Genomic DNA, 19865 nt, shown 5'->3' with positions numbered 1-19865 from the left:
CGGGGTTGGAGCCGCTGTTCAGCCCGTCAAGCAAGCCATGTCGCGCGCTGCGTCGGCGCTGAGCGGCAGCAATCAATCCGGCCGCTCTGCCGGGTGGGCTGCGACTGGCGGACAATCGGTCGTTGGCAGTACCGGCGAAGCCGCAAACGGTTCCTCCTTTGCCGGACCGCTCTCCGCATCCCATCCCAACTCCACAGCCGGCTCGCCGCCGGAGTGGGCCAATCGCATGAAGCGCGGCCAGGCAATGAGCCATGGCGCCAGCACGGCCGCTCATTCCATCCGCTCCGGCGATCATGGCGGCGGCTCGATGAATGTCTCTCTCCATCAGGATGACCACCGATGAACCCCTTCAAACGACCTTCCGTTCGTTATGGCACCACGCCGCAGCCCGAGACGCCGTACCAGCGCGCAGCACAGGCCTGGGATGAGCGCATAGGCTCGGCCCGGGTGCAGGCAAAGAACTGGCGGCTGATGGCATTCGGCTCGCTTGTGCTCGCCGGTGGCTTCGCCGCGGCATTGGTCTGGCAGTCGGCGCGCGGCTCCGTCGTTCCCTGGGTCGTTCAAGTCGACAAGTTCGGTGAGGCGCAGGTGGTCGCCTCGGCTATGGCCGACTTCAAGCCGACCGATCCGCAAATCGCATGGCATCTCGCCCGCTTCATCGAACAGTTAAGAAGCATTCCGGACGATCCGGTCGTCGTGCGCCAGAACTGGCTGCGCGCCTACGACTACACCACCGACCGGGGCGCCATCTCGCTCAACGACTACGCTCGCCTCAATGATCCCTTTGCCAAAGTGGGCAAGATCCAGATCGCGATCGATGTCTCCAGCGTCATCCGTGCCTCGCCGGATTCATTCCGCGTCGCCTGGACCGAACGCCGCTACGAAAACGGCAGTCTGGCCAGCACCGAACGTTGGACCGCCATCCTCACAATCGTGATTCAGCAACCCCGCGATGCCGAGCGGCTGAAAGCCAATCCGCTCGGTGTCTATGTCAACGCCATAAACTGGTCGAAGGAGCTTTCATGATGCGTGCGGCACGGACCCGGAAATCGGCGAGACAAACCGCGTGCAGCATGCCGATGGCTAGCATGCTTGCCGTCGGGCTGTTATCCGCGACAGTGCTCGCCGGTTGCGCCTCGAAAAAATACATTCCGCCCGAGATCGACTACGACGATGCCGCGCCTGCTGTCCGCAAAGCCGATCCTCTCGGTCCGGTGAAGGTGGTGGAGGTCGCAAAACCGCTCCCGCTTCCCGGTCAGCTGAAGCCGATCGGGATCAGCAAGGCGGAGACCGAGCCGGCCGATCCCAAACAACGGATCAGCCAGGCGAATGAGGCGGCGCGCATGCAGCCCGTCCGCGACGGCTTCATTAACGCGATCCAACTCTATCCCTGGAGCGAGGGTGCGCTCTACCAGATCTATGCCGCGCCCGGCCAGGTCACGGACATCGCCCTGCAGCCGGGTGAGCAGCTTGTCGGGTCAGGTCCCGTCGCTGCCGGCGATACGGTGCGCTGGATCATCGGCGATACACAGAGTGGGGCAGGGGAACAGCTTCAGGTTCACATCCTCGTCAAGCCGACCCGCCCCGATCTACAAACCAACCTGGTCATCAACAGCGACCGTCGGACCTATCATCTCGAGCTGCGCTCGACCGAGAAAACCTACATGGCCTCGGTTTCATGGCAATATCCGCAGGACCAGTTGATCGCGTTGAGGCGACAGAATGCGCAAGCCTCCACCGCGCAGCCGGTAACTTCCGGCGTCGACATCCAGAAACTCAATTTTCGCTATCGCGTCGAGGGTGATGCGGCACCCTGGAAGCCACTGCGCGCTTTCGACGATGGCTCAAAAGTCTACATCGAATTCCCATCGGGCATCGGCCAGGGTGAAATGCCGCCGCTCTTCGTCGTTGGTCCGTCAGGCGGCTCCGAACTGGTCAACTACCGCGCCCGGCAAAACTACTATGTCGTCGACCGCCTGTTTGCCGCGGCCGAACTGAGGCTGGGGGACAAGACAAGTGAGAAGCGTGTCCGCATCGTGCGCACGGATGGAAGAAAGCCGCAGCGCAGCGTGGGCCTGTTTCGATGAGCGACACCGCCAATTCGCCGAACTCGGATATCAGGGCGGACCTGCGGCTGCGGCCCGAACCCGCCCGGGTTACGCGGCTGTCGCGCAAGGTGCTCGTTGGCCTTGGCGGCGTCGCTAGCGTCGCCCTCCTCGGAACGCTTGTCTGGGCGCTCGACAGCAGACGTCGCGGCGACGAGCAGCCGTCCGAACTTTTTACCACGGAAAACCGCACCACCGCTGACGGGCTGCAGGGCCTGCCAAAGGATTATTCTGGCATTCCCAAACTAGGTCCCCCGCTGCCGGGCGACCTCGGACGGCCGATCCTGCGCGCCCAAGAGCGCGGACAGCCGATCCAGGTGCCGGACATCCGCGGACCGCGCGCCGATCCGGAAGAGCAACGTCGCCTGGCCGAGCTCGAGGCCGCTCGCGTCGCGAAATTGTTCACCGATACGAACGCGGGGGCAAATCCCGCGCGAACGGTGGCAGGCAATCTCGCAGCAGATGCCAGGTCTGGATTGGCATCGCTGCCCGAACCGCCGGCGCTCGATCCAGGCACCGATCAAAACATGCAGGACCGTAAAACTGCCTTCGCCAATGCAGCGCCTGACCGCCGCACCGTCAGTCCCGACCGGCTCATGGAAAAAGCCTCGCCCTACATCGTCGAGGCGGGCACCATAATTCCGGCTGCGCTCATCACCGGCATTCGCTCCGATCTTCCCGGCCAGATCACCGCTCAGGTTACGGAGAATGTCTTTGACAGCCCGACAGGATCGTATCTTCTGGTTCCGCAGGGCGCCCGACTGATCGGGCAATACGACAGCCAAGTCGCATTCGGTCAGTCGAGAGTGCTTTTGGTCTGGAACCGGCTCATCATGCCCGATGGGACCTCCATCGTGCTGGAGCGCCAGCAGGGAGCGGACACTGCAGGGTTTGCCGGCCTTGAGGACGATGTAGACCATCACTGGGGTCAACTATTCAAGGCCGCAGCGCTTTCGACCCTGCTGGGGATCGGGACGTCTCTGGGTTCCCGAAACGACGAAAGCGATATTGCCAAGGCCATTCGTGAAGGCGCGCAGGACTCAGCCTCCAATATCGGCCAGCAGGTCGTGCGTAATCAGCTTGGCGTTCAGCCGACGCTCACCATCCGGCCGGGTTTTCCGGTTCGCATCATCGTCAATCGCGATTTGGTGCTGGAGCCCTATGGCACAATGAAGGATCGGTCATGAGCAAACTTAAGCTCTCCGCAATTCCGGACGATCGGCCGGTCAAATTGACGATCGAACTGCCAGCGGCCGTTCACCGGGACTTGGCCGCCTATGCCGAAGTGCTCGCCCGCGAGACGGGACAGCCAGCCGCCGATCCTGCGAAACTCATTGCGCCAATGCTGGCTCGGTTCATGATGACAGACAGGGCGTTCAGTCGTGCCCGGCGCGATCCAAAACATGGCGGATAGCGCTTTCCGATTCCTGGGAATCAGGTCGAATCGTGTTTTCGGCGACACGCGATCAAAGCTGCGGAATCGGGATTGTCATCAATCGAGGCGGCGATTGCATCGAGAAGACAGCAGTTCCAGCATTGCCCGGCCAATCCAACCGGGGGGCGGGACATCTTTGTTTCGGGTTCTTCAACCATCGCGAGCGCACCGTCGAGATTGCTGAGAATGGGGCCTATAGTGGTTAGGAAACGCTCGCCGGCACCCGTTGCCCTGACCCCGCCTGGGTGGCGTTCGAACAAAGCCACGCCCAATGACCATTCGAGATCTTTTATGCGCCTGCTGAGCGCGGAATGGTGAATTCGCAGTCGACGCGATGCGCCGAGAAAGCTGCCTTCCTCGGCGACGACCAGCGCACAACGAAGCGTGAGCAGATTGACCGCGCGTTGCATCGCATTGCTCTTCACTGACCGTGATCGCTGTCAGGACATCGATGTGATGGCATTGGGGCTTCGAGTTTCACGAAGCCTTTGCAGCGTGCGTTCATCGAACCTTGCGGTCACCGCAACCGTCTCTTCGCCCCCGATCAATTTCGGCAAACCCAGCGGCGTCACTCGGAAATGCAACTGAACCAGGCGCAGCAGCCAAAGCGGGTTCATTTCGATGATGATCGTGTCGATGCCGCTGCCAAGGCCCCATTCAACGATAGCGGACAAAAGCGCATTCGCCACAGGGCTCAGCATCCGTCCCCGTTCGCGAAATTGCGGCTCCACGCAGTAGCGCGTCCACTCCCAGATGTTCTCTCCGACCGGCCGCTCGCCTTCGCACAAGTCCGACAAGACCTCCGACAAAAGGTGAGGGCGCGTCGAAGGCAGCATGCGCTGATAACCCACGACTCGATCTTCAGCGGTAAAGAGCATGTGGACTGCGTGCTCATCGTCGAAGCGGTCGATCTCACGACCGTCTTCGCGCCGCAGATCCGCCCAGCCCTTTTCTTCGACAAACACCTTGTGGCGTAGGCGGAATGCCTCATCCAATTCCGCTTGATGTTCTTCCGAATTCTGCGCCGTAACGACAAGTACCATCTTTGTTGCCCTCCAGTTTCGAGGTCAACCAATGGTCCTTCCAGGAAGAGGGCGGCATCACGCGATTGCGTGAGTTAGGCGATCAAACCGTGGCGAAAAGCTTCCGCGACAGCATGTACTGTGCTTGTCACCCCGAGCCTCTCCCGCACCGATCGCAGGTGAGTATCTGCCGTGTTGCGACTAATGCTAAGGCGATCAGCGATTTCATCCACAGTGAGGCCCTCGGACGCCCAGCGCAGTACGTCCTGTTGCCGCGGAGACAGACGTACTGCTCGCGAATTTCGTTCTCCATCTGCAAGAATAATTGCGCAGCCGAAAGCGCAAGCGGCAACGAACTGAAACGCGAGGCGTTCGTGAGGATCCGGATCGAGCCTTTCGCCCGCAATGGAAAAACCAACCGGCCGCCCATCTAATGTCGCGAAAGGTACTGTCAAACCTTCGCGCAACTTGAACTCGGCAGCCTCGTCCATAATCATGCGGCCGAAGGGAGAGATCTTGAAGATTTTCCCAATTTCGCTCCAGAGAAAGGGTGCGTTACCCCGGTTTACGAGCTGGATGGTTGGGTCGCGAAAAAGATAGCCTTTTGAAAAATAGCGCTCAGACCATTGCTCCGGCCAGGCATCGAGCAGTACATGCGAAACCTGCTCACGTCTTAAGGCATGAGGCGGAGGTATCGGTCCCGCCAGCAAGTTTTTACCGCCAAATCGCTCCGCACAGAAAAGCAAAACTCGGCAGATTTCTTGTTGGGTTGAGCTCTGCTGAATTCTGCTCAGAAATTCGAACGTATCATCAAGACGGCTGCGCCAAACTCCTGTTGCTCTCCTGACCATTTGCTCCAGTTCCCGACAAGCAAAAGTTGAGCAACGGCTTTTGCGCCGCAGTTCGCATCCGGGTGTCGTCAAACGGATGCGCGCGGAGCGACTTCCGGCGACATGCTCAGCTTGACACCTGACCGTGCGCTCACTCGCTCACGAGCGATGACCTGCGTTTCGTACCCTAGGTTCCAGCATTGCGACCAGCAGCTCGATGCCAGCGGCATCGCGCCGGGCCGGGCGTATGCGGTGTACGGATGCGTCAGTTTGGAGCTTGGCGGCGACGCCATCGCTAGCACACTGTCGGCAGCTCCAATCGCACTTATTCAGAACTCTTGATATGACGCATAATTGCATCGAAGGCATCAGTCGGACGACTGTTGAAGCAGAGAGACGCAGAGGGCGCCCTTTTATGAATGACGTTCATAATGGTCTCAAACAGCAGCGTATGTTCCGGCAAGCCGCGCAGACCGGCAGCGACCAAGATCACACTGAAGTCGCCTTTTTCGAGCAGTTCAACCAGCGGCTCGACAGTCGCATCGGGCGCGATGAGCCATGCTTGAACATCGTGCCCCAGAGCCGCCAACCGGGCATTCGTCACATCGCCTGCGGCGCTGACTTTCTCTGCCGTCAGTCCGCGCTCGCCTCCAAACTGTATTCGCTTGGGATCGAGCCCCACAATCAATATCCGTTCCTTCACCATGCTCGCCTCGCTTGGAAATCAGCCGCGTGTTATCCGCCGCCTGATATAGCGAAAGTTAATCTGTCTCACTAGATACAGCACTTGATACGCATTGGATCGAAGAATGAGACAATCGATGCTCGACCTAAACAAGGTTGCACTGGCTGTCGCCGTCATGGAGGCCGGTAGTTTTGCAGCCGCAGCGAGGGTTCTTGGCCTGCCGAAAGCAAACGTCAGCCGCCAAGTGGCACAACTCGAAGCATCGCTTGGCGTGCGGCTTTTCAATAGGACGACTCGGCGGGTGCAACTGACGGCGCTCGGCCATGTCTTTCTTGAAAACGCCACGATTGGGATCAGCCATCTGGGATCGGCACATCAGCAACTCGTTGCAGCAAAAACCAAGCCGACCGGTCTGATCCGGATCGCCGCACCCGTGGAATTCGGCAACCGCTCATTGGCGCAGTGGATCGGGGCGTTCCTTCGCATTTATGACGACGTCAAGATCGAGCTCGTCCTGACTGACCAGGTGGTCGATTTGGCTGGCGAAAAGATCGACCTCTCGTTCCAGTCGGGGCTTCCTGAAAACGAGAACCTGGTCGCGCGCAAGCTCTGGAGTGCTTCGAAAATCCTGCTCGCAAGCCCCGATTACCTGCGACGCAATGGCGAGCCCCACACGATTGGCGAGTTGCGCGAGCACGACTTCATCATTCAAGGTGGGTCGCTGGATCACGCCGCACTCCCGGTCGCCGGCCCTGATGGGACTCATGATCTTGTTCTCAAGGGGCGACTGGCTGCGAACGGGCTCCCGGCAGCGTTATCAGCCGCTGTCGACGGACTTGGAATTGTGGTCGCGCCCGCGGCACTCGCGTTGGAACATATGACTTCCGGTCGCCTGGTTCAGATCATGAGCCGCCACGACGCTGGATCGGGTGCAATTTACGCGGTCCATCACGGCAATCGTCAAATGACAGCGGCTGCGCGAGCATTCTTTGAATTCGTTATGGAGGCCGTGCCGCAAGTTTCGAAAGCGGCCCGAGCCGATCATAGCTGAGACACTGCCGGCAGGTCCTTGAGCACGGAACTGCAAGGCCGACAACGCAGTGCTCGGGGGCATCATGGAGACGAGCGTGGCCGTGGGCGGCGGCGCGCGCTGGAATTAGGCTAGGAACCGACGCGATGCGGTCTGTCGTGAACATCCCGCGGTGGTAAAGTCTCTCAAATCTCCGCGTCTGCAGCTAATATTATTGGCCTAATGTCACATTGGCGGCTTCTGGCTCGTCATGATCTCGGAACCCACAGAAGGAAACCGACCATGATCGCCAAGCTTGATATTCTAGCCGCTGCTCCCGCGCTGATTAAAGAATGGCAGCGCACATCGTTCGCGATTTCCTCCAGCATCGAGCCCAGCCTTGCTGAGCTTGTGGAGATCCGTGCCTCCCAGATCAACGGCTGCGCCAACTGCATCAACCTGCATACGACGTTTGCGCGCGAAAAGGGAGAAACCGAGCAGCGCATCTACCTGCTGTCGGCCTGGCGCGAGGCGCCTTGCTACACCGACCGTGAACGCGCGGCGCTCGGCTGGACCGAGGCGCTGACGCGGCTCTCCGAGGGACACACCCATGCAAACGCATATGGAGCACTAAAGGCTGAGTTCACGGAGGAGGAGCAGGTCAACCTGACGCTTCTCATCAATGTCATCAACGGGTTCAACCGCCTTGCGGTCGGCTTTGGTGGCTGGCTCGATCCAGCAGCGATAAGACCTGCGGCAAAGGCGGCCGCAGCTTGACAACGAACGGCGGAGCCGAGGGTGCAGCAGTTGGCTTCGAGCCGCTGCGCCCAAAGCTCATGCGCGTTGCCTATCGCATGCTCGGCTCGGTGACTGATGCCGAGGATGTGGTGCAGGAGGCCTTCATCCGTTGGATGAAGGCCGACCGCACGGAGGTGCGAGAGCCCGAGGCGTTCCTGCACCGCACCGTCACGCGCCTTTGTCTCGATCAGCTCAAATCCGCGCGACGCCAGCGTGAGACTTATGTTGGCTCCTGGCTTCCGGATCCCGTCGTGGAAGAGGAGAACGAAGACGACGTCACCTTACCGCTGATGCTTGCGCTGGAACGCCTCTCTCCGCTTGAGCGAGCAGCCTTCTTGCTGCATGACGTGTTCGGGCTGGGATTCGATGAGGTCTCGGAGACCATCCAGCGCGACCCGGCGGCTTGCCGCCAACTCGCTGGCCGCGCACGCAGCCATGTCCGCACGGCGAGACCTCGTTTCCATGTGGAAAAGCAACGCGGATTCGCGCTTGCCGAGGCTTTTTTTGTCGCCTCTCGGAGTGGCGACATGAAGACCTTCGGTGCGATGTTGGCGGCTGACGTTAGCCTTCATGCTGACGGCGGCGGCAAGCGCCCGGCCGCCATAGAGCCGATCTTCGGCTTAGATGCCGTCATCAAAGCCCAGGAAGATCTCACGCCTTTGTTCCGCAAGCACGGCTCGAAACTCGTCCGTTTCGGTTTCATAAACGGGCTGCCTGGGTTCATCACGATTGAGGCCGACGGCGAGTTCTCGACAACCGCGCTCGATATTGAGGAAGGAAAAATCACAGCGATCTATGTGGTGCGGAACCCTGACAAGTTGAGGCATTTGCATTAGGTCCCCAGCCCAATCGGGTCGCATGGTACTCGTCTGATGAGATCACGAAGGACGTGTCGATGCTCTGTGAGCCTGTACCCATTCGTCAACACGATCCGATCGCTGTGTTCGGTCCCGGGGGTCTGGTTGCAGCCGAAGGGTCCTAGTGCGGACTTTTCGCAGATCAGGATATTGTTCCAGGTCACCGGCAAAGCGGGGAACACCAGTACCCGCATCTCCGGCCTGCGGATGTCAGGTCGCAATCGAGTAGCTTCTTGCTTTGTCCTCCGGTGGAGAGGCGCAACTGAGGCGCCTTGTCCGGTGCTGGCGGCCAGCACTTGTTGCGATGGAGACCTATAAACCGGCTTCCTTTGCGCGCTCGGTGAGCTCCCCTTCAGTCATGTCGGAGATGTGCGTCGCAAAGAACCACGAGTGACCGAACGGGTCTTCGAGCTCGGCCAGCAGATCGCCATGGAACTGCTCCTCCACAGGACGGACAACGGTTGCACCTTCGACAATGGCCCGATCTATAAAGCTGGAAACGTCATCGACATACACGAAGAGATTCACTGCGGTCCCACCCAATGCAGTAGGGCTTCGAAAATTGTAGGCAGGATATTCCTCCCGCATCATGAAGCGCGCACCGGCGACGACGACATCGGCGTGCGCCAGCTTTCCGTCTTCTCTTTCGATAGTGTTGCTCACGTCGGCGCCAAAAGCCCGCTTGTAGAAGTCGAGTGCCTTCCAACCGTCGCTAACGTTCACATAAGGGATAACCACCTGGCTTTTCAGCATGTTTTTCCTTTGGATTTTGCGGTTTTCCAAGTCGTACAACCTCAACTTACCTTTAGGTCAAGCGATGAAATTGAAGGTTCCTCCGTGGTGCGTTGAAATGCGCTCCGGTCGTTCTGATCGCGACGTGGCCGCCGTTAGGCAGCTTGTCCGACTGCGCAACAAGAACCAGTATGGGAATAACAAGGTGCGAAGCGCTGCTGGCCAATAGCGGTTCGCTGCTTGTCTTCAAACGCCTGCGGTGGGGTTGCAAGCAGAATATCCGCTTTCGGCATAACCGGATTGAAAGCGGACGGACCTACCATTCGGCAGATCCATCTCCGCCGCTAGCGGCGGTCAATCCAGCGAGCTCCTGTGGGGATGCTTCAGTCGGTCCAATGGACTTCTACCGACGACTTCTCTGTGCTTGAGCGGTGAATAGCATCGAGGACCTGGGCTGCGCGGTAGCCATCCTCGATCGAGCCGTTGGCGAAAGCCTTTCGCTTGTCGGCACAATCTAGAAATTCGTGGATCATGAAGCCAAACCACTCGGCGTAGCCAACCGACACCAAGTCATGCGGAACGGCGGCGAGAGATGCTACGTTCGGGGAGCGTGGGCTGTTCGCAATCTTTCGAAAGGCTCTGGCCGAACCATCGTCGAGGAGTGCAAACTCAAAGTAGGTTGGGAACTCCGTGGAGTAGCGGGCAGTCCCGTTCGTTCCCGTCACCTCGATTGTCAAACGGTTGCCCGTCCCAACGGTAACTCGGCTGGCAGACACATAGCCCTGTGCGCCGTTGACGAAGCGAACCAGGCCGGACATCACGTCATCATTGTCGACCTTGGCGGTGGCGTCCGAGAGTTCCACATGCTCGTGGCCCGACGTGGGGCTGACAGGAAGCCGGCGCTCCGCGATCGAGATCGTCGACACAGCACCCACGACTTCGGAAATGTCACCGAACAAGAACCGCATCATGTCGACCGCGTGCGTTCCGACATCGAGCAGCGCACCAGGTCCGGCCTTGGCGAACTCGTAGCGCCAGGAATGCGGCAGTAGCGGATCAGCCGCGTAGTCGCATTGGAAGAGAACCGAGATCTGCACCGGCTTGCCGAGTTCCCCGGCTTCGATCCGGGCCTTGATGTCGGCCACGGCGGGTATGCGGCGATAGTTGAAAACGGTCCCGGAGATGGAACTGGCTGAACGCGCGGCGTCCCTGACAGGCCTGGCGGACGCCGCGTCGAGGGCAAGTGGTTTCTCGCACAGGACGTGCTTCCCGGCGTGCAATGCCGCAAGCGTCACTTCGGTGTGCAGGTAGTTCGGCAGGCAGACCGAAACGACATCGATGTCCGGGTCGGCGATGACAGTTTTCCAATCGGCCGCGGTCCGTTCGAAACCCCAATTCGTCGCGAGGGTGCGCGCCATATCGCCGTTGACATCGCAAACCGTGTCAAGCTTGGCCGAGCCGTCTCCAAAGCGATGGGCGAATTGGCGATAGGCGGCGGCATGCGCGGCACCAATCATACCGGCGCCGACGACAGCGATACCCTTGAATGACATGGTTGCTCGACCTCCCAAATAGAATTGTTAGACCGCAACGCGCTTATGCTGCTCGACCGAAGCGATGCAGGCATTCGCGAGTTTCAAGGCGAGCACGCCGTCCTTGCCGGTTGTCCTGGGAGTCCGATCCTCCGCGATGCACGTCACGAACTCTTCGATCTCCCCGGCATATGATGCCGTGTAGCGGGTCATGAAGAAGTTCAGCAGCGGCGCGCTCGCATAGCCTTGGGCGGTTCCCAGGCGGACTGAATTCTCGGTCTGGTTTTCAGCGTTCAAAACCCCGAGCGAGCCATGCACCTCGACCCTCTGGTCGTAGCCATAGGTCGCGCGGCGCGAATTGCTGATCACTGCCTGTTTGCCCGAGGCCGTCTCGAGGATGACCGTAGCACTGTCGAAATCTCCAATCTGCCTAAGCTCGGGCTCGATGAGCACGGACGCATGCGCGGAAACCCATATGGGCTCCTCGCCGAGCATGAAGCGCGCCATGTCGAGATCATGGATCGTCATGTCGCGGAAGATTCCACCCGACCTGGAGGCATAGCTGAGGTCCGGGGCTCGCGGGTCGCGCGAGGTGATCGTGACCATCTCGACCTCGCCGATCTTGCCTTCGTCGATCGCCTTACGCACAGCTGCAAAGTTCGGATCATATCTCCGGTTAAAACCAAGCATCAGCTTGATCTTGGCTTTGTCCGCGATCCGCACGACCTCCGTGGCCCGCTTGATGTCCAGGTCGACCGGCTTTTCGCAGAAGACGTGCTTGCCTGCCTTGGCGAAAAGCTCGATCAGGCCGGCGTGCGTGTCTGTCGGAGTGCAGATCAGGACAGCGTCGATATCTGGATGGGCCGCAATCTCGTCGACGCCCATCACGCGGCTTCCGCAGCGGGCTGCCAAGGCTTCCGCCGCTCCGGGCATGGCGTCGGCAACGGCGACGAGATCGGCGTCTTCCAGGCTCAGGATTGCGGCAGCATGAACCTTGGCAATTCGTCCCGCGCCGATCAGGGCAAGTCTTACAGTCATCTCAAATTCCTTTCACGTCTATCCATGAGCCAGATCGGGCCGAGGCGAAGACAGCGTCGCCAACCGCTGCGCCGGCTCGTGCGTCAGCCAGACCGAAGTAGGGAACGTCCTCGCCGCGTATCGCACGGGAGAAATTCGTCACCTCGGCCTCGTATTGATCGAGTGCTGGAAATTCGATCGTCTGGATCTGCGAATTCGCGTGGTCGGCCGATGTGTCGATCAGGATCAGATTCGGTTTCGTCCGCGACGGCACATAGGCTTGCGGAAGCGTGATGAAGGCGCGCTCGCAAACGATCTGGATCGATTGAGACGACGCCTGTGCCAGCGACACCATGAACGTCGCGTGTCGCCCCTGCCCGAAATCAAGGACGACGGATGAGAAGAGGTCGATCCCCCCTTCGTCGGTGTCCATCAGCGCCAGCACGCGCCGGGGCTCGGCGTCGAATACATAGCGGGCGGCCATCGCGGTGTAGCAGCCGAGATCGTAGTAGGCGCCGCCGCCGAATTCCGGCTTTTGGCGAAAGTCGTCGGCGTTCGTCATGAAGAATGACAGCAGCGAGGAAAACGTCTTCGGCGCGCCAAAGCGACCGGACCTCAAGATGTTGCGCAATTCGATCCACCGGGGCTGGTGGCGGACCATGAAGGCCTCCGATATCTTGAGCGCCGGATCGACGCCATCCAGTGCCTGATACTCCGCGCGGCGCATTGCTCCCGGCTTCTCGACGAGCACATGTTTGCCCGCCGCGGCCGCGCGGCGCGCCCATTCGACGTGGAGGTGATTGGGAAGCCCTATATAGACCGCTTCAACTTCCCGATCCGACAGAAGCGCCTCGTAGCTGCCATATGCCTTCGGCACTCCATGCCTGTCCGCCAGCGTCCTGGCCCGCGTCTCGTCACGCGCGGCGACGGCCACGGCTTTGCCCGCGGCGCTCTTGCCGAGGCCGGGCAGGATCGAGCCATCGGCGATTCGCGAGGCGCCGAGTATGCCCCATCGGACGGGAACGTTTTGCGCCGTCATATCCATCCTCCTCCATCGGCTACGAAGCGGCGATAGAAGTGGCACAAGCTTCAATGCTGCGCAGATGGCTTCCTGATTGAATTCAATCAGTCGACACGATGCGATGCGACGGGCGATCCGGCTATGGCTTGGCCGGCGCTAGCAGCGCGGCTAGGCCGGTGAGGAGACAGCCATGAAGATCGGATTCGTATCGGACAGCCTTGGCGGGCTTGGTTTCGAGCAAGTGCTTGATGAGGCAGCCCGCCTCGGCGTCGACGGGGTCGAGGTGAACACGGGCGGGTGGTCGACAGCGCCGCATTTTGACCTGGCGAAGATGAAGAGCAGCGCTGACGCGCGAAAATCCTTCCTCGACGCATTCAAGACCCGAGGCCTCGAGGTGATCAGCCTCAACGCCAACGGCAACCCTACCCATCCGACCGACAGGAAGCAGGGGGGAGTGCCTCAAGGATACGATCCGCCTTGCGGGCGACCTGGGTATCAAGACCGTCTGCACGATGTCGGGCTTGCCGGGTGGCAGCAGCCAGGACGTGATTCCGAACTGGGTCGTAGCAAGCTGGCCGCCGGAAACGCGCAAGATACTCGACTATCAGTGGAACGAGGTTCTCGCCCCCTTCTGGTCGGAAATCGTCGAGCTCGCGAAATCCTCAGGCGTGGAACGCATTGCCCTGGAATTGCACGGCAACCAGTGCGTCTACAACGTTCCGACGCTGCTTCGGCTTCGCGAGGCGGTCGGTCCCGTCGTCGGCGCCAATCTTGACCCGAGCCACCTTTTCTGGATGGGAGCCGACCCGCTCGTGGTTGCCGAGTTTCTTGGCGGCGCCATCTATCACGTGCATGCCAAGGACACGCTGTTGAACAGCCGCGTCCAGGCGACGACCGGCCTGCTCGAGAATGGTGGACTGACCGATATCCCGGCGCGGTCGTGGTCCTACATCACCCTCGGCTTTGGCCATGACGAGAAATGGTGGCGTGAGTTCTGCTACCGCCTCAAGATGGGCGGATATGATGGCTGGCTGTCCATCGAGCATGAGGACATCATCCTGAACTCGCTTGAAGGGCTCGAGAGGTCCGTGGCGCTGTTGCGCGGCGTGGCACCGGTCAAGGCGTCCGACTACAAGCTGCAGGCAATCTGAGGGGGATGAACTTTAGGCCGCTCGACCGGGTTGACGGCCTGATCTTTCGACCGGCCCTTCGCACTCAGTTGTCTCGGTAGAAGGTCGGCTGTGCGGCCATGTCTACAGCTACCCGCCGCTTTTCGATCAGTGCTCGAACGCCGGCCTCGCCGACGACGGCAGCACAATATCCATCCCAGGCATCGGCGGCGATTGCAGCGAATTCGCCCGTGCGAACGAACGTCAGGAACGCGCGGTTCTGGCGCCGGTAGGCTTCAGCATAGCGGCGTCGCCAATCTGCGTCGTAGCCTACAGTCTGCCGAAGGTTGGCATCGAGCTTCGAATAGCTTGGCGCGTTCATCGAAATCGCGCCAAGTTCGCCGACAAGTTCCGCTCGAACATCATAGCCGTAGGCGGCATTGTTGTTGATTTCGATGTTCACCAACTGCCAATCTGCGGTTTCCAGAACCATGACCACGGGAGCTACTTTTGCGTCGGAACGGCGCGGCTGAAAGGCGGAGATGGCGGCGAATTCGACGCCAAGCACGAAACGTGCGACATCGAATTCGTGCGGTGCCGAGTTGGTGATCGCCATTGCTCCGGTAAAATCGGCTGCCGGCGTCTCCACGTTTCGGTGGAAATTGTGCATGACCAGCGCCCGGCCGAGCCGCCCCTGATCCAACGCTGCTTTCATTTCCGCATAGGACTGGTCGAAGCGGCGCATGAAGCCGAGTTGGATGAAACGCCGACCGGCGGCCATCTCGGCCTCGATTACCCTAACGCATTCCTGTGACGACTGCGACAGGGGCTTTTCGCAAAGAACCGGCTTCCGCACTCCAGCGCAGGCCAACGAAAGAGGCGCATGAGTGACATCTGGGCTGGCGATTATCACGGCATCTACGTCTGCGCGCCTGATCGCGATTTCGGGATCCGTGAGAGCATGCGTTGCACCTATGCTGTCAGCGAGATGCTTTGCTCGCTCTGCCGACGCGTCGCACACGACCTGGATCTTTGCGCCGGGCAATTCCGCCGCGAATATCCGGGCATGGTCGCTGCCCATGATACCAGCACCGATTATTGCGAGACGGACAGACATGGTTTGACTCCGTTGTTTGCGCGGTAGCAATCCCTGCAATCTCACTGGCAGAACTTACTTGAGCGAATAGGATTGTTCCGGCCGATCATATCTTGATGAAAATCTGTCCGCCTTCTACCTTAACGGGATAGACGCGCAGATTAATGCAGGCCGGCGCGCGCAGCACTTGGCCGGTCTTGTAGTTGAACGCGGCATTGTGTTTCGGACACTCGATTGTGTCCCCCAAGACCAGGCCATCGGCAAGGTGGACCTTTTCGTGTGTGCAAAGGCCATCGGTCGCAAAATACTCGTCCTCCGGCGAATGATAAATGGCGAATGTGCGCCCGCCATGATCGAAGCGGGTAACCTCTTCGGCTTCGATGTCATTCGTCGCACATGCGCTGATCCAGGAAGTCATTTCCAGTTTCTCTGTCTCGAAGATTTCAGAAAGACTGGTCGGCGGAGTTGGCTCCGCCGACCAGTTAAAGACGCCGAGGAATGGCGTCTCGGGAGGTTTGACGGTCACACCGGCTGCGGTGGATGGCCTTCGTGCGACTCCATGTAGCCTTCGATCTGCTTTTCAAGATCCATCATTGTCTCGCCGCCAGCCATCAGGTCGGTGATCTCCTCACGGGTTTTCTCGCCCTTGCGGAAATCGGCGGCGACGGCGCCGCGAATGAGGACCGCGTAGTGGTCGCCGACGGTCATAGCGTGCATCACCTGATGGGTGATGAAGACCACCGCAAGCCCGCGCCGCTTGGCCTCGTTGACTATGCGCAGGACGTGCGTGGCTTGCTTCACGCCGAGAGCGGCCGTCGGTTCGTCGAGGATGAGAACCCGCGCACCGAAATGCACGGCGCGTGCGATCGCGAGCGACTGACGTTCACCACCCGACAGACCGCCGACGAGACGATCGCCATCGTCGATGCGGGTGATGCCGAAGTCCTGCACCGCCTTCACGGCGATGGCATTGGCCTTCTTGCGATCGAAGATCTTGAACGGTCCCCATCCCCGGGTTGGTTCGACCCGATGAAGAAGGAGCGTCCAATGGTCATCAGCGCGAACGTGCCGCCAAACTGGTGGACGGTCGCGATACCGCGTTCGCCCGCCTCGCGGGGATTGTTGAACACCACCGGCTGTCCATCCATCAGGATCTGGCCAGTGGTCGGCTTGTACACGCCGGCCATGGTTTTGATGAGCGTCGATTTGCCGGCGCCATTGTCACCGAGCAGGCAAAGCACTTCGCCGGCGCGCACCCTAAGCGAGATGTCATGCAGAACGTCGATTGGACCGAACGACTTGTTGACGTTGCGCAGTTCCAGGATTGGCGTGTTGTCGGCCACTGTCATGCTCCCTTCTTCTTGAGGGGAATGCGCAATGCCATCTCGCGGAAGGTGTTGTTGGTGAGCACCGCGATCAGAAGCATGACGCCAATGATCAGGCTGGAAAGGTTGCGGTCGAACGACGTGAAATAGATGCCCTGGTTGACGATCGCGAAAGTGATCGTGCCAAAGAAGATGCCGATCACCGAGCCGAATCCCCCTGTCAACAGCACTCCGCCCACGACAACCGAGATGATCGAATTGAATATGTAGCTCTGCCCCGCCGAAACCTGGGCCGAATTGAATAGGATCGTCTGGCACATGCCGACGAAAGCCGCGCTGACCGAGGACAAAACGAACAGGGCGACGGTCAGCTTGTCCGTCGGGATGCCGGCGTTGCGGGCCGAGACCTTGTCGCCGCCGAGCCCGAACAGCCAGTTGCCCCAAGGGGAAAGGTGGAGGAACCAGAAGTAAAGCGCGGTCAATCCGAGCCACCAGAAAACGATGACTTGGAAGGTGTGGTTGACGAAGCTGCCGAAGATCACTTTCGCCCACGGTGCCGCGGTCATCGTGACCGAGGTCGTGTTCGTCAGGACGATGGAGAGAAACAGCACCAACCCGGTAACTGCGAAGAGCGTGCCCATGGTCACGATCAGCGACGGAACGGCCGTGCGAATGACGATGATGCCATTGATCAGGCCGATCAGGACGCCGAACCCCAAAGTGATAACAATGCCGAGCGCCGTCGGCAGGCCGTAGTGGCCACAAAGAATGCCGATGCACATCGACGCGGCGGGAACCATCGCGCCGATCGAAATATCGAGCTCGCCGGCGATCATCAGGAAGCCGATTGGGATCGCGATAATGCCGAGGTTCGCGGCGACATTCAGCCAGCTTGCCGCGCCCTGCGGCGAGATGAACAGAACGCCTCCGAAGATGGTGAAGAACACGGCCACGAAGACCATCCCCAGGAAGGCCCCCATCTCGGGTCGCCTTAGCAGATTTTCGATCGATAGCTTTTCCATTTGGATCCTCCCGAGTTCTCCCAGTTGATTATTTTCGTTGGTGGCCAGCCCTCCTCGCGGGCTGGCCAAATATTCAATCAAGGATCAGCGAGCGCCCTTGCCGACACCTCCCAGGGCGGCCTCGACGTTCGAGGAATCGACGATCGCAGGGCCGGTCAGGACCGGAACAGTCGGCAGCTCGATGCCGAAATCGATATTTGCCGCCAGCATGGTCGTCGCGAGGAAGGACTGTGCATAGGGCTGCTGATCGATTGCCATAGCCTGGCTGCCGTCCTTGATACGCCCAAGGACCGCTGCACTCATATCGAAGGTGCCGAGCTTCACCTTGTCGCCTACACCGGCCTGCTGGATTGCCAGCGCAGCCGCGTCGGCCACCGGTGAACCAAGCGTGATCACCGCATCGACGGTCGGATCTTTCAGCAGCTCTGCCTTGATCGCCTCGGCGGTGCCGGCGGCGTTCGCGTCGAGGTTCGCCGGCAGCGGCAGCTTTACGACCGTCGCTCCATTCGCCTTGGCGCCTTCTTCGACGCCGTTGCACCGTGTTTCGAGGTTTACGGCGCCGGGCACATGGATGACACACATGATTTTCTTCGCGCCGTGCTTGGCCATGTATGCGCCGCCGGCGACGCCAGCGGTTTTCTCCTCCGAGCCGAAATAGTTGATGCCGCTGACCTTCTCCCGATTTTCGCCCCCAGAGTTATACATCATGATCTTGATGCCCTTCTTGGCCGCCTCCTGCAGCGCAGGAACCTGCGCGTCCGGCACCCAGATCGGGATGGCGATGCCCTGCACGTTCTGGCTGATGGCTGTGTTGATCAAGCCAACGAGATCGGGGCCGAAATTGTCATAGTTCGGCACCGTCAGGTAGGTGACCTTTCCGCCATTGGCCTGCACGACAAGCGCTGCATCGTCGACGCCCTTCTTTACGATGTTGAAGAAAGCGTCCTGAGCCGAACCAGCGATCACCGCGATGTCCGCCGCGTTGGCGTTCGTGGCGAGCGCGAGCGTTGCGGTGGTGGCCATCACCTTCGCAAGAGTCTTCAGTTTCATCGGTCTTCTCCTCCTGTTGTCCGTCCCTCGACGGGGTCTCCTGGTTGCTGTGGTTCTGGCGTGGATTGCGCCGGTCACGGCCGCCCCCTTGCGGGATGCGTCCGGTATTCGAGTTACTGGGTGCTCTTGGGGGGAGATGCATTCAGCCTGGCTCGCTTGCGCTCGAAGCGGGCTTGCATGAGGGCGTCGCCTTCCTTGGAACCATCATGCCAAGTGCCGAACCACCGGTCGAAGGGCATGACACCGTCCGAGTAGTTCACCTCGAAATATTTGTGGTGCAGGTAGTGAGCATAGGCATGGGTCCCCATTCCCCGCTCGTTGCCAATCTCGATCCTGTCAAAGCCTATGTGTCCGACGACCGCGCCCGTCCCCGTCACCTGAAGGTGATAAAGCACCAACAAAGGGTGCGAGGGCAGGACGAGGTGAATAAGAACGTCCGACCAATAGAGCAGATGCTCGACCGGGTGCATCGACAGCGACGACCACGGAGAAGGGTTGACCGAGTTGTGGTGGACCGAATGAACCCATTTGTAGAGCGGCGCCCGATGGATCAGCCAATGGATGCAGAAGAAATGAGCCTCATGGATCATCGGAATCGCGAGACCGAGCGCGACGAGCGCCCAGGGATGCTCTGCGAACGTCGTCCAAGGACCCCAGCCCCAGCCGATGGCCCACAGATGCAGCATCAGCACCTCGTAGGCCGTCCAGATCGGAACACCGCTTCCGAAGGTGCGTATCATGTTGTCGATGTTCTGGCTGCCGAACATGAAAACGTCGGACTTCTTGTCAGCCGGGAAAAGCCCATTGAACTTGAAGCGATTGCCCTGAGACCGCTGGACGTAGAGCCTCAATTCAACGCCCCCGAAGAGCACGAAGACGATGGCCGAGTTCCGTAGCCAGAGATAAGCGATCCACCGCCAGTCGAGTATCGCCAACGTCTCCTTCGCCGGCGTCGCCCAGGTCCAAAGGGCAAGGCCAAGCGCGAAGAACACCGCATTCCAGGGGAAGAAATATCCGGGAAGCCAGCGCAGGAATTTGAGAGGCCGCGGCGGCCAGACGAAAACGGGCGCGCCTTCAAGCTTCTCGCCGGGCATAAAGTCGCCGCGCTTGTTTCGCATGCCGTATTTGAGGTCGTCCATTTTCTTCCTCCGCCGAAACGGCCGGTCAGGCAACACCGAACCGTTCGCCGGATCCTCCGATCCGGTGACTGGCAAAAACGA

21 protein-coding genes and 4 pseudogenes are annotated in these 19865 nt (G+C 60.1%); 10 read left to right on the top strand and 15 right to left on the bottom strand.

Annotated elements, in window-relative coordinates; all coding sequences use genetic code 11:
• The 5 genes and pseudogenes from O7A61_RS14195 to O7A61_RS14175 all read left to right on the top strand — a co-directional run.
• Positions 1-343 (top strand): annotated as a pseudogene (locus tag O7A61_RS14195) (P-type conjugative transfer protein TrbL); the annotation flags it as partial.
• Positions 340-1026: a conjugal transfer protein TrbF gene (trbF, locus tag O7A61_RS14190; RefSeq protein ID WP_337130337.1), complete on the top strand. Its 687-nt coding sequence runs from the start codon at positions 340-342 to the stop codon at positions 1024-1026. The pseudogene O7A61_RS14195 and the gene trbF, both read left to right, overlap by 4 nt.
• A gap of 53 nt (positions 1027-1079) precedes the next feature.
• Positions 1080-2087, top strand: coding sequence for a P-type conjugative transfer protein TrbG (gene trbG / locus O7A61_RS14185; RefSeq protein WP_337130336.1), 1008 nt, complete (start codon positions 1080-1082; stop codon positions 2085-2087).
• Positions 2084-3292 carry a TrbI/VirB10 family protein gene (locus O7A61_RS14180; protein ID WP_337130335.1) on the top strand — a complete coding sequence of 403 codons (1209 nt, stop codon included), beginning with the start codon at positions 2084-2086 and terminating at the stop codon, positions 3290-3292. Before trbG ends, O7A61_RS14180 begins: the two co-directional genes overlap by 4 nt.
• A complete protein-coding gene (locus O7A61_RS14175) occupies positions 3289-3519 on the top strand; it encodes a DUF2274 domain-containing protein (protein ID WP_337130334.1) in 231 nt (76 codons plus the stop codon). Before O7A61_RS14180 ends, O7A61_RS14175 begins: the two co-directional genes overlap by 4 nt.
• Before the next feature lie 20 nt (positions 3520-3539).
• Here O7A61_RS14175 and O7A61_RS14170 read toward each other — a convergent pair whose 3' ends face one another.
• From O7A61_RS14170 to O7A61_RS14155, 4 genes are all read right to left on the bottom strand, one after another.
• Positions 3540-3950 carry a LysR family transcriptional regulator gene (locus tag O7A61_RS14170; RefSeq protein WP_337130333.1) on the bottom strand — a complete coding sequence of 137 codons (411 nt, stop codon included), beginning with the start codon at positions 3948-3950 and terminating at the stop codon, positions 3540-3542.
• Positions 3951-3980: 30 nt separating this feature from the next.
• On the bottom strand, positions 3981-4583 hold the full coding sequence (locus tag O7A61_RS14165; RefSeq protein ID WP_337130332.1) for an acyl-homoserine-lactone synthase: 603 nt from the start codon (positions 4581-4583) through the stop codon (positions 3981-3983).
• A 74-nt stretch (positions 4584-4657) separates the two neighbouring features.
• Positions 4658-5413, bottom strand: a complete 756-nt coding sequence (locus O7A61_RS14160; protein ID WP_337130331.1) for a helix-turn-helix transcriptional regulator — start codon at positions 5411-5413, stop codon at positions 4658-4660.
• A 304-nt stretch (positions 5414-5717) separates the two neighbouring features.
• On the bottom strand, positions 5718-6098 hold the full coding sequence (locus tag O7A61_RS14155; RefSeq protein ID WP_337130330.1) for a hypothetical protein: 381 nt from the start codon (positions 6096-6098) through the stop codon (positions 5718-5720).
• Positions 6099-6213: 115 nt separating this feature from the next.
• Between O7A61_RS14155 and O7A61_RS14150 the strand changes: the two genes are divergently transcribed.
• From O7A61_RS14150 to O7A61_RS14140, 3 genes are all read left to right on the top strand, one after another.
• The gene (locus O7A61_RS14150; RefSeq protein WP_337130329.1) at positions 6214-7128 is read left to right on the top strand and encodes a LysR family transcriptional regulator; all 915 of its coding nucleotides are present in this window, start codon (positions 6214-6216) and stop codon (positions 7126-7128) included.
• A gap of 261 nt (positions 7129-7389) precedes the next feature.
• On the top strand, positions 7390-7863 hold the full coding sequence (locus O7A61_RS14145; RefSeq protein WP_337130328.1) for a carboxymuconolactone decarboxylase family protein: 474 nt from the start codon (positions 7390-7392) through the stop codon (positions 7861-7863).
• Positions 7860-8720 (top strand): sigma-70 family RNA polymerase sigma factor, encoded by an 861-nt coding sequence (locus O7A61_RS14140; protein ID WP_337130327.1) that lies wholly within the window; start codon positions 7860-7862, stop codon positions 8718-8720. Before O7A61_RS14145 ends, O7A61_RS14140 begins: the two co-directional genes overlap by 4 nt.
• Positions 8721-9053: 333 nt before the next feature.
• On the opposite strand, the gene O7A61_RS14135 is transcribed toward O7A61_RS14140, so the two are convergent.
• The 4 genes from O7A61_RS14135 to O7A61_RS14120 all read right to left on the bottom strand — a co-directional run bounded on the left by O7A61_RS14135 (position 9054) and on the right by O7A61_RS14120 (position 13061).
• On the bottom strand, positions 9054-9524 hold the full coding sequence (locus O7A61_RS14135; RefSeq protein ID WP_337130326.1) for a VOC family protein: 471 nt from the start codon (positions 9522-9524) through the stop codon (positions 9054-9056).
• 332 nt (positions 9525-9856) lie between these two features.
• A complete protein-coding gene (locus O7A61_RS14130) occupies positions 9857-11026 on the bottom strand; it encodes a Gfo/Idh/MocA family protein (RefSeq protein ID WP_337130325.1) in 1170 nt (389 codons plus the stop codon).
• 27 nt (positions 11027-11053) lie between these two features.
• Complete coding sequence (gene iolG, locus O7A61_RS14125; protein ID WP_337130324.1) at positions 11054-12043, bottom strand: inositol 2-dehydrogenase; 990 nt, start codon at positions 12041-12043, stop codon at positions 11054-11056.
• 1 nt (position 12044) lies between these two features.
• Positions 12045-13061: a Gfo/Idh/MocA family protein gene (locus O7A61_RS14120; protein ID WP_337130323.1), complete on the bottom strand. Its 1017-nt coding sequence runs from the start codon at positions 13059-13061 to the stop codon at positions 12045-12047.
• Between the two features lie 76 nt (positions 13062-13137).
• Between O7A61_RS14120 and O7A61_RS32595 the strand changes: the two genes are divergently transcribed.
• Both O7A61_RS32595 and O7A61_RS14115 read left to right on the top strand, forming a co-directional pair.
• Positions 13138-13203: a ribbon-helix-helix protein, CopG family gene (locus O7A61_RS32595; RefSeq protein ID WP_442921069.1), complete on the top strand. Its 66-nt coding sequence runs from the start codon at positions 13138-13140 to the stop codon at positions 13201-13203.
• 30 nt (positions 13204-13233) lie between these two features.
• Positions 13234-14194, top strand: a pseudogene (locus O7A61_RS14115) (sugar phosphate isomerase/epimerase family protein).
• Positions 14195-14258: 64 nt separating this feature from the next.
• On the opposite strand, the gene O7A61_RS14110 reads toward O7A61_RS14115, so the two are convergent.
• The 7 genes and pseudogenes from O7A61_RS14110 to O7A61_RS14080 all read right to left on the bottom strand — a co-directional run bounded on the left by O7A61_RS14110 (position 14259) and on the right by O7A61_RS14080 (position 19784).
• Positions 14259-14897, bottom strand: a complete 639-nt coding sequence (locus tag O7A61_RS14110; protein WP_337130341.1) for a Gfo/Idh/MocA family protein — start codon at positions 14895-14897, stop codon at positions 14259-14261.
• A 75-nt stretch (positions 14898-14972) separates the two neighbouring features.
• A pseudogene (locus O7A61_RS14105) lies at positions 14973-15233 on the bottom strand (Gfo/Idh/MocA family oxidoreductase); the annotation flags it as partial.
• A 121-nt stretch (positions 15234-15354) separates the two neighbouring features.
• Positions 15355-15666 (bottom strand): MocE family 2Fe-2S type ferredoxin, encoded by a 312-nt coding sequence (locus O7A61_RS14100; RefSeq protein ID WP_337130340.1) that lies wholly within the window; start codon positions 15664-15666, stop codon positions 15355-15357.
• A gap of 104 nt (positions 15667-15770) precedes the next feature.
• Positions 15771-16597, bottom strand: a pseudogene (locus tag O7A61_RS14095) (ATP-binding cassette domain-containing protein).
• A complete protein-coding gene (locus O7A61_RS14090) occupies positions 16594-17595 on the bottom strand; it encodes an ABC transporter permease (RefSeq protein WP_337130322.1) in 1002 nt (333 codons plus the stop codon). The pseudogene O7A61_RS14095 and the gene O7A61_RS14090 overlap by 4 nt, the downstream one beginning before the upstream one ends.
• A gap of 84 nt (positions 17596-17679) precedes the next feature.
• Positions 17680-18723 carry a substrate-binding domain-containing protein gene (locus O7A61_RS14085; protein ID WP_337130321.1) on the bottom strand — a complete coding sequence of 348 codons (1044 nt, stop codon included), beginning with the start codon at positions 18721-18723 and terminating at the stop codon, positions 17680-17682.
• A gap of 35 nt (positions 18724-18758) precedes the next feature.
• On the bottom strand, positions 18759-19784 hold the full coding sequence (locus tag O7A61_RS14080; RefSeq protein WP_337130320.1) for a sterol desaturase family protein: 1026 nt from the start codon (positions 19782-19784) through the stop codon (positions 18759-18761).
• Positions 19785-19865 lie beyond the last annotated feature (81 nt).

Origin of the sequence: Mesorhizobium sp. Cs1321R2N1 (genome assembly GCF_037179725.1) — a bacterium.
Taxonomy (GTDB): domain Bacteria; phylum Pseudomonadota; class Alphaproteobacteria; order Rhizobiales; family Rhizobiaceae; genus Mesorhizobium; species Mesorhizobium salmacidum.
Note: the sequence above shows the minus strand (reverse complement) of the source record. Positions and strands in the feature narration are given on the sequence as shown.

What these genes read in the sequence shown, in the direction of transcription:
- trbF (WP_337130337.1), top strand. Translation starts at nt 340, where the DNA reads ATGAACCCCTTCAAACGACCTTCCGTTCGTTATGGCACCACGCCGCAG.
- trbG (WP_337130336.1), top strand. Translation starts at nt 1,080, where the DNA reads ATGGCTAGCATGCTTGCCGTCGGGCTGTTATCCGCGACAGTGCTCGCC.
- O7A61_RS14180 (WP_337130335.1), top strand. Translation starts at nt 2,084, where the DNA reads ATGAGCGACACCGCCAATTCGCCGAACTCGGATATCAGGGCGGACCTG.
- O7A61_RS14175 (WP_337130334.1), top strand. Translation starts at nt 3,289, where the DNA reads ATGAGCAAACTTAAGCTCTCCGCAATTCCGGACGATCGGCCGGTCAAA.
- O7A61_RS14170 (WP_337130333.1), bottom strand. Translation starts at nt 3,950, where the DNA reads ATGCAACGCGCGGTCAATCTGCTCACGCTTCGTTGTGCGCTGGTCGTC.
- O7A61_RS14165 (WP_337130332.1), bottom strand. Translation starts at nt 4,583, where the DNA reads ATGGTACTTGTCGTTACGGCGCAGAATTCGGAAGAACATCAAGCGGAA.
- O7A61_RS14160 (WP_337130331.1), bottom strand. Translation starts at nt 5,413, where the DNA reads ATGGTCAGGAGAGCAACAGGAGTTTGGCGCAGCCGTCTTGATGATACG.
- O7A61_RS14155 (WP_337130330.1), bottom strand. Translation starts at nt 6,098, where the DNA reads ATGGTGAAGGAACGGATATTGATTGTGGGGCTCGATCCCAAGCGAATA.
- O7A61_RS14150 (WP_337130329.1), top strand. Translation starts at nt 6,214, where the DNA reads ATGCTCGACCTAAACAAGGTTGCACTGGCTGTCGCCGTCATGGAGGCC.
- O7A61_RS14145 (WP_337130328.1), top strand. Translation starts at nt 7,390, where the DNA reads ATGATCGCCAAGCTTGATATTCTAGCCGCTGCTCCCGCGCTGATTAAA.
- O7A61_RS14130 (WP_337130325.1), bottom strand. Translation starts at nt 11,026, where the DNA reads ATGTCATTCAAGGGTATCGCTGTCGTCGGCGCCGGTATGATTGGTGCC.
- iolG (WP_337130324.1), bottom strand. Translation starts at nt 12,043, where the DNA reads ATGACTGTAAGACTTGCCCTGATCGGCGCGGGACGAATTGCCAAGGTT.
- O7A61_RS14120 (WP_337130323.1), bottom strand. Translation starts at nt 13,061, where the DNA reads ATGACGGCGCAAAACGTTCCCGTCCGATGGGGCATACTCGGCGCCTCG.
- O7A61_RS14110 (WP_337130341.1), bottom strand. Translation starts at nt 14,897, where the DNA reads ATGCGCCGCTTCGACCAGTCCTATGCGGAAATGAAAGCAGCGTTGGAT.
- O7A61_RS14100 (WP_337130340.1), bottom strand. Translation starts at nt 15,666, where the DNA reads ATGACTTCCTGGATCAGCGCATGTGCGACGAATGACATCGAAGCCGAA.
- O7A61_RS14090 (WP_337130322.1), bottom strand. Translation starts at nt 17,595, where the DNA reads ATGGAAAAGCTATCGATCGAAAATCTGCTAAGGCGACCCGAGATGGGG.
- O7A61_RS14080 (WP_337130320.1), bottom strand. Translation starts at nt 19,784, where the DNA reads ATGGACGACCTCAAATACGGCATGCGAAACAAGCGCGGCGACTTTATG.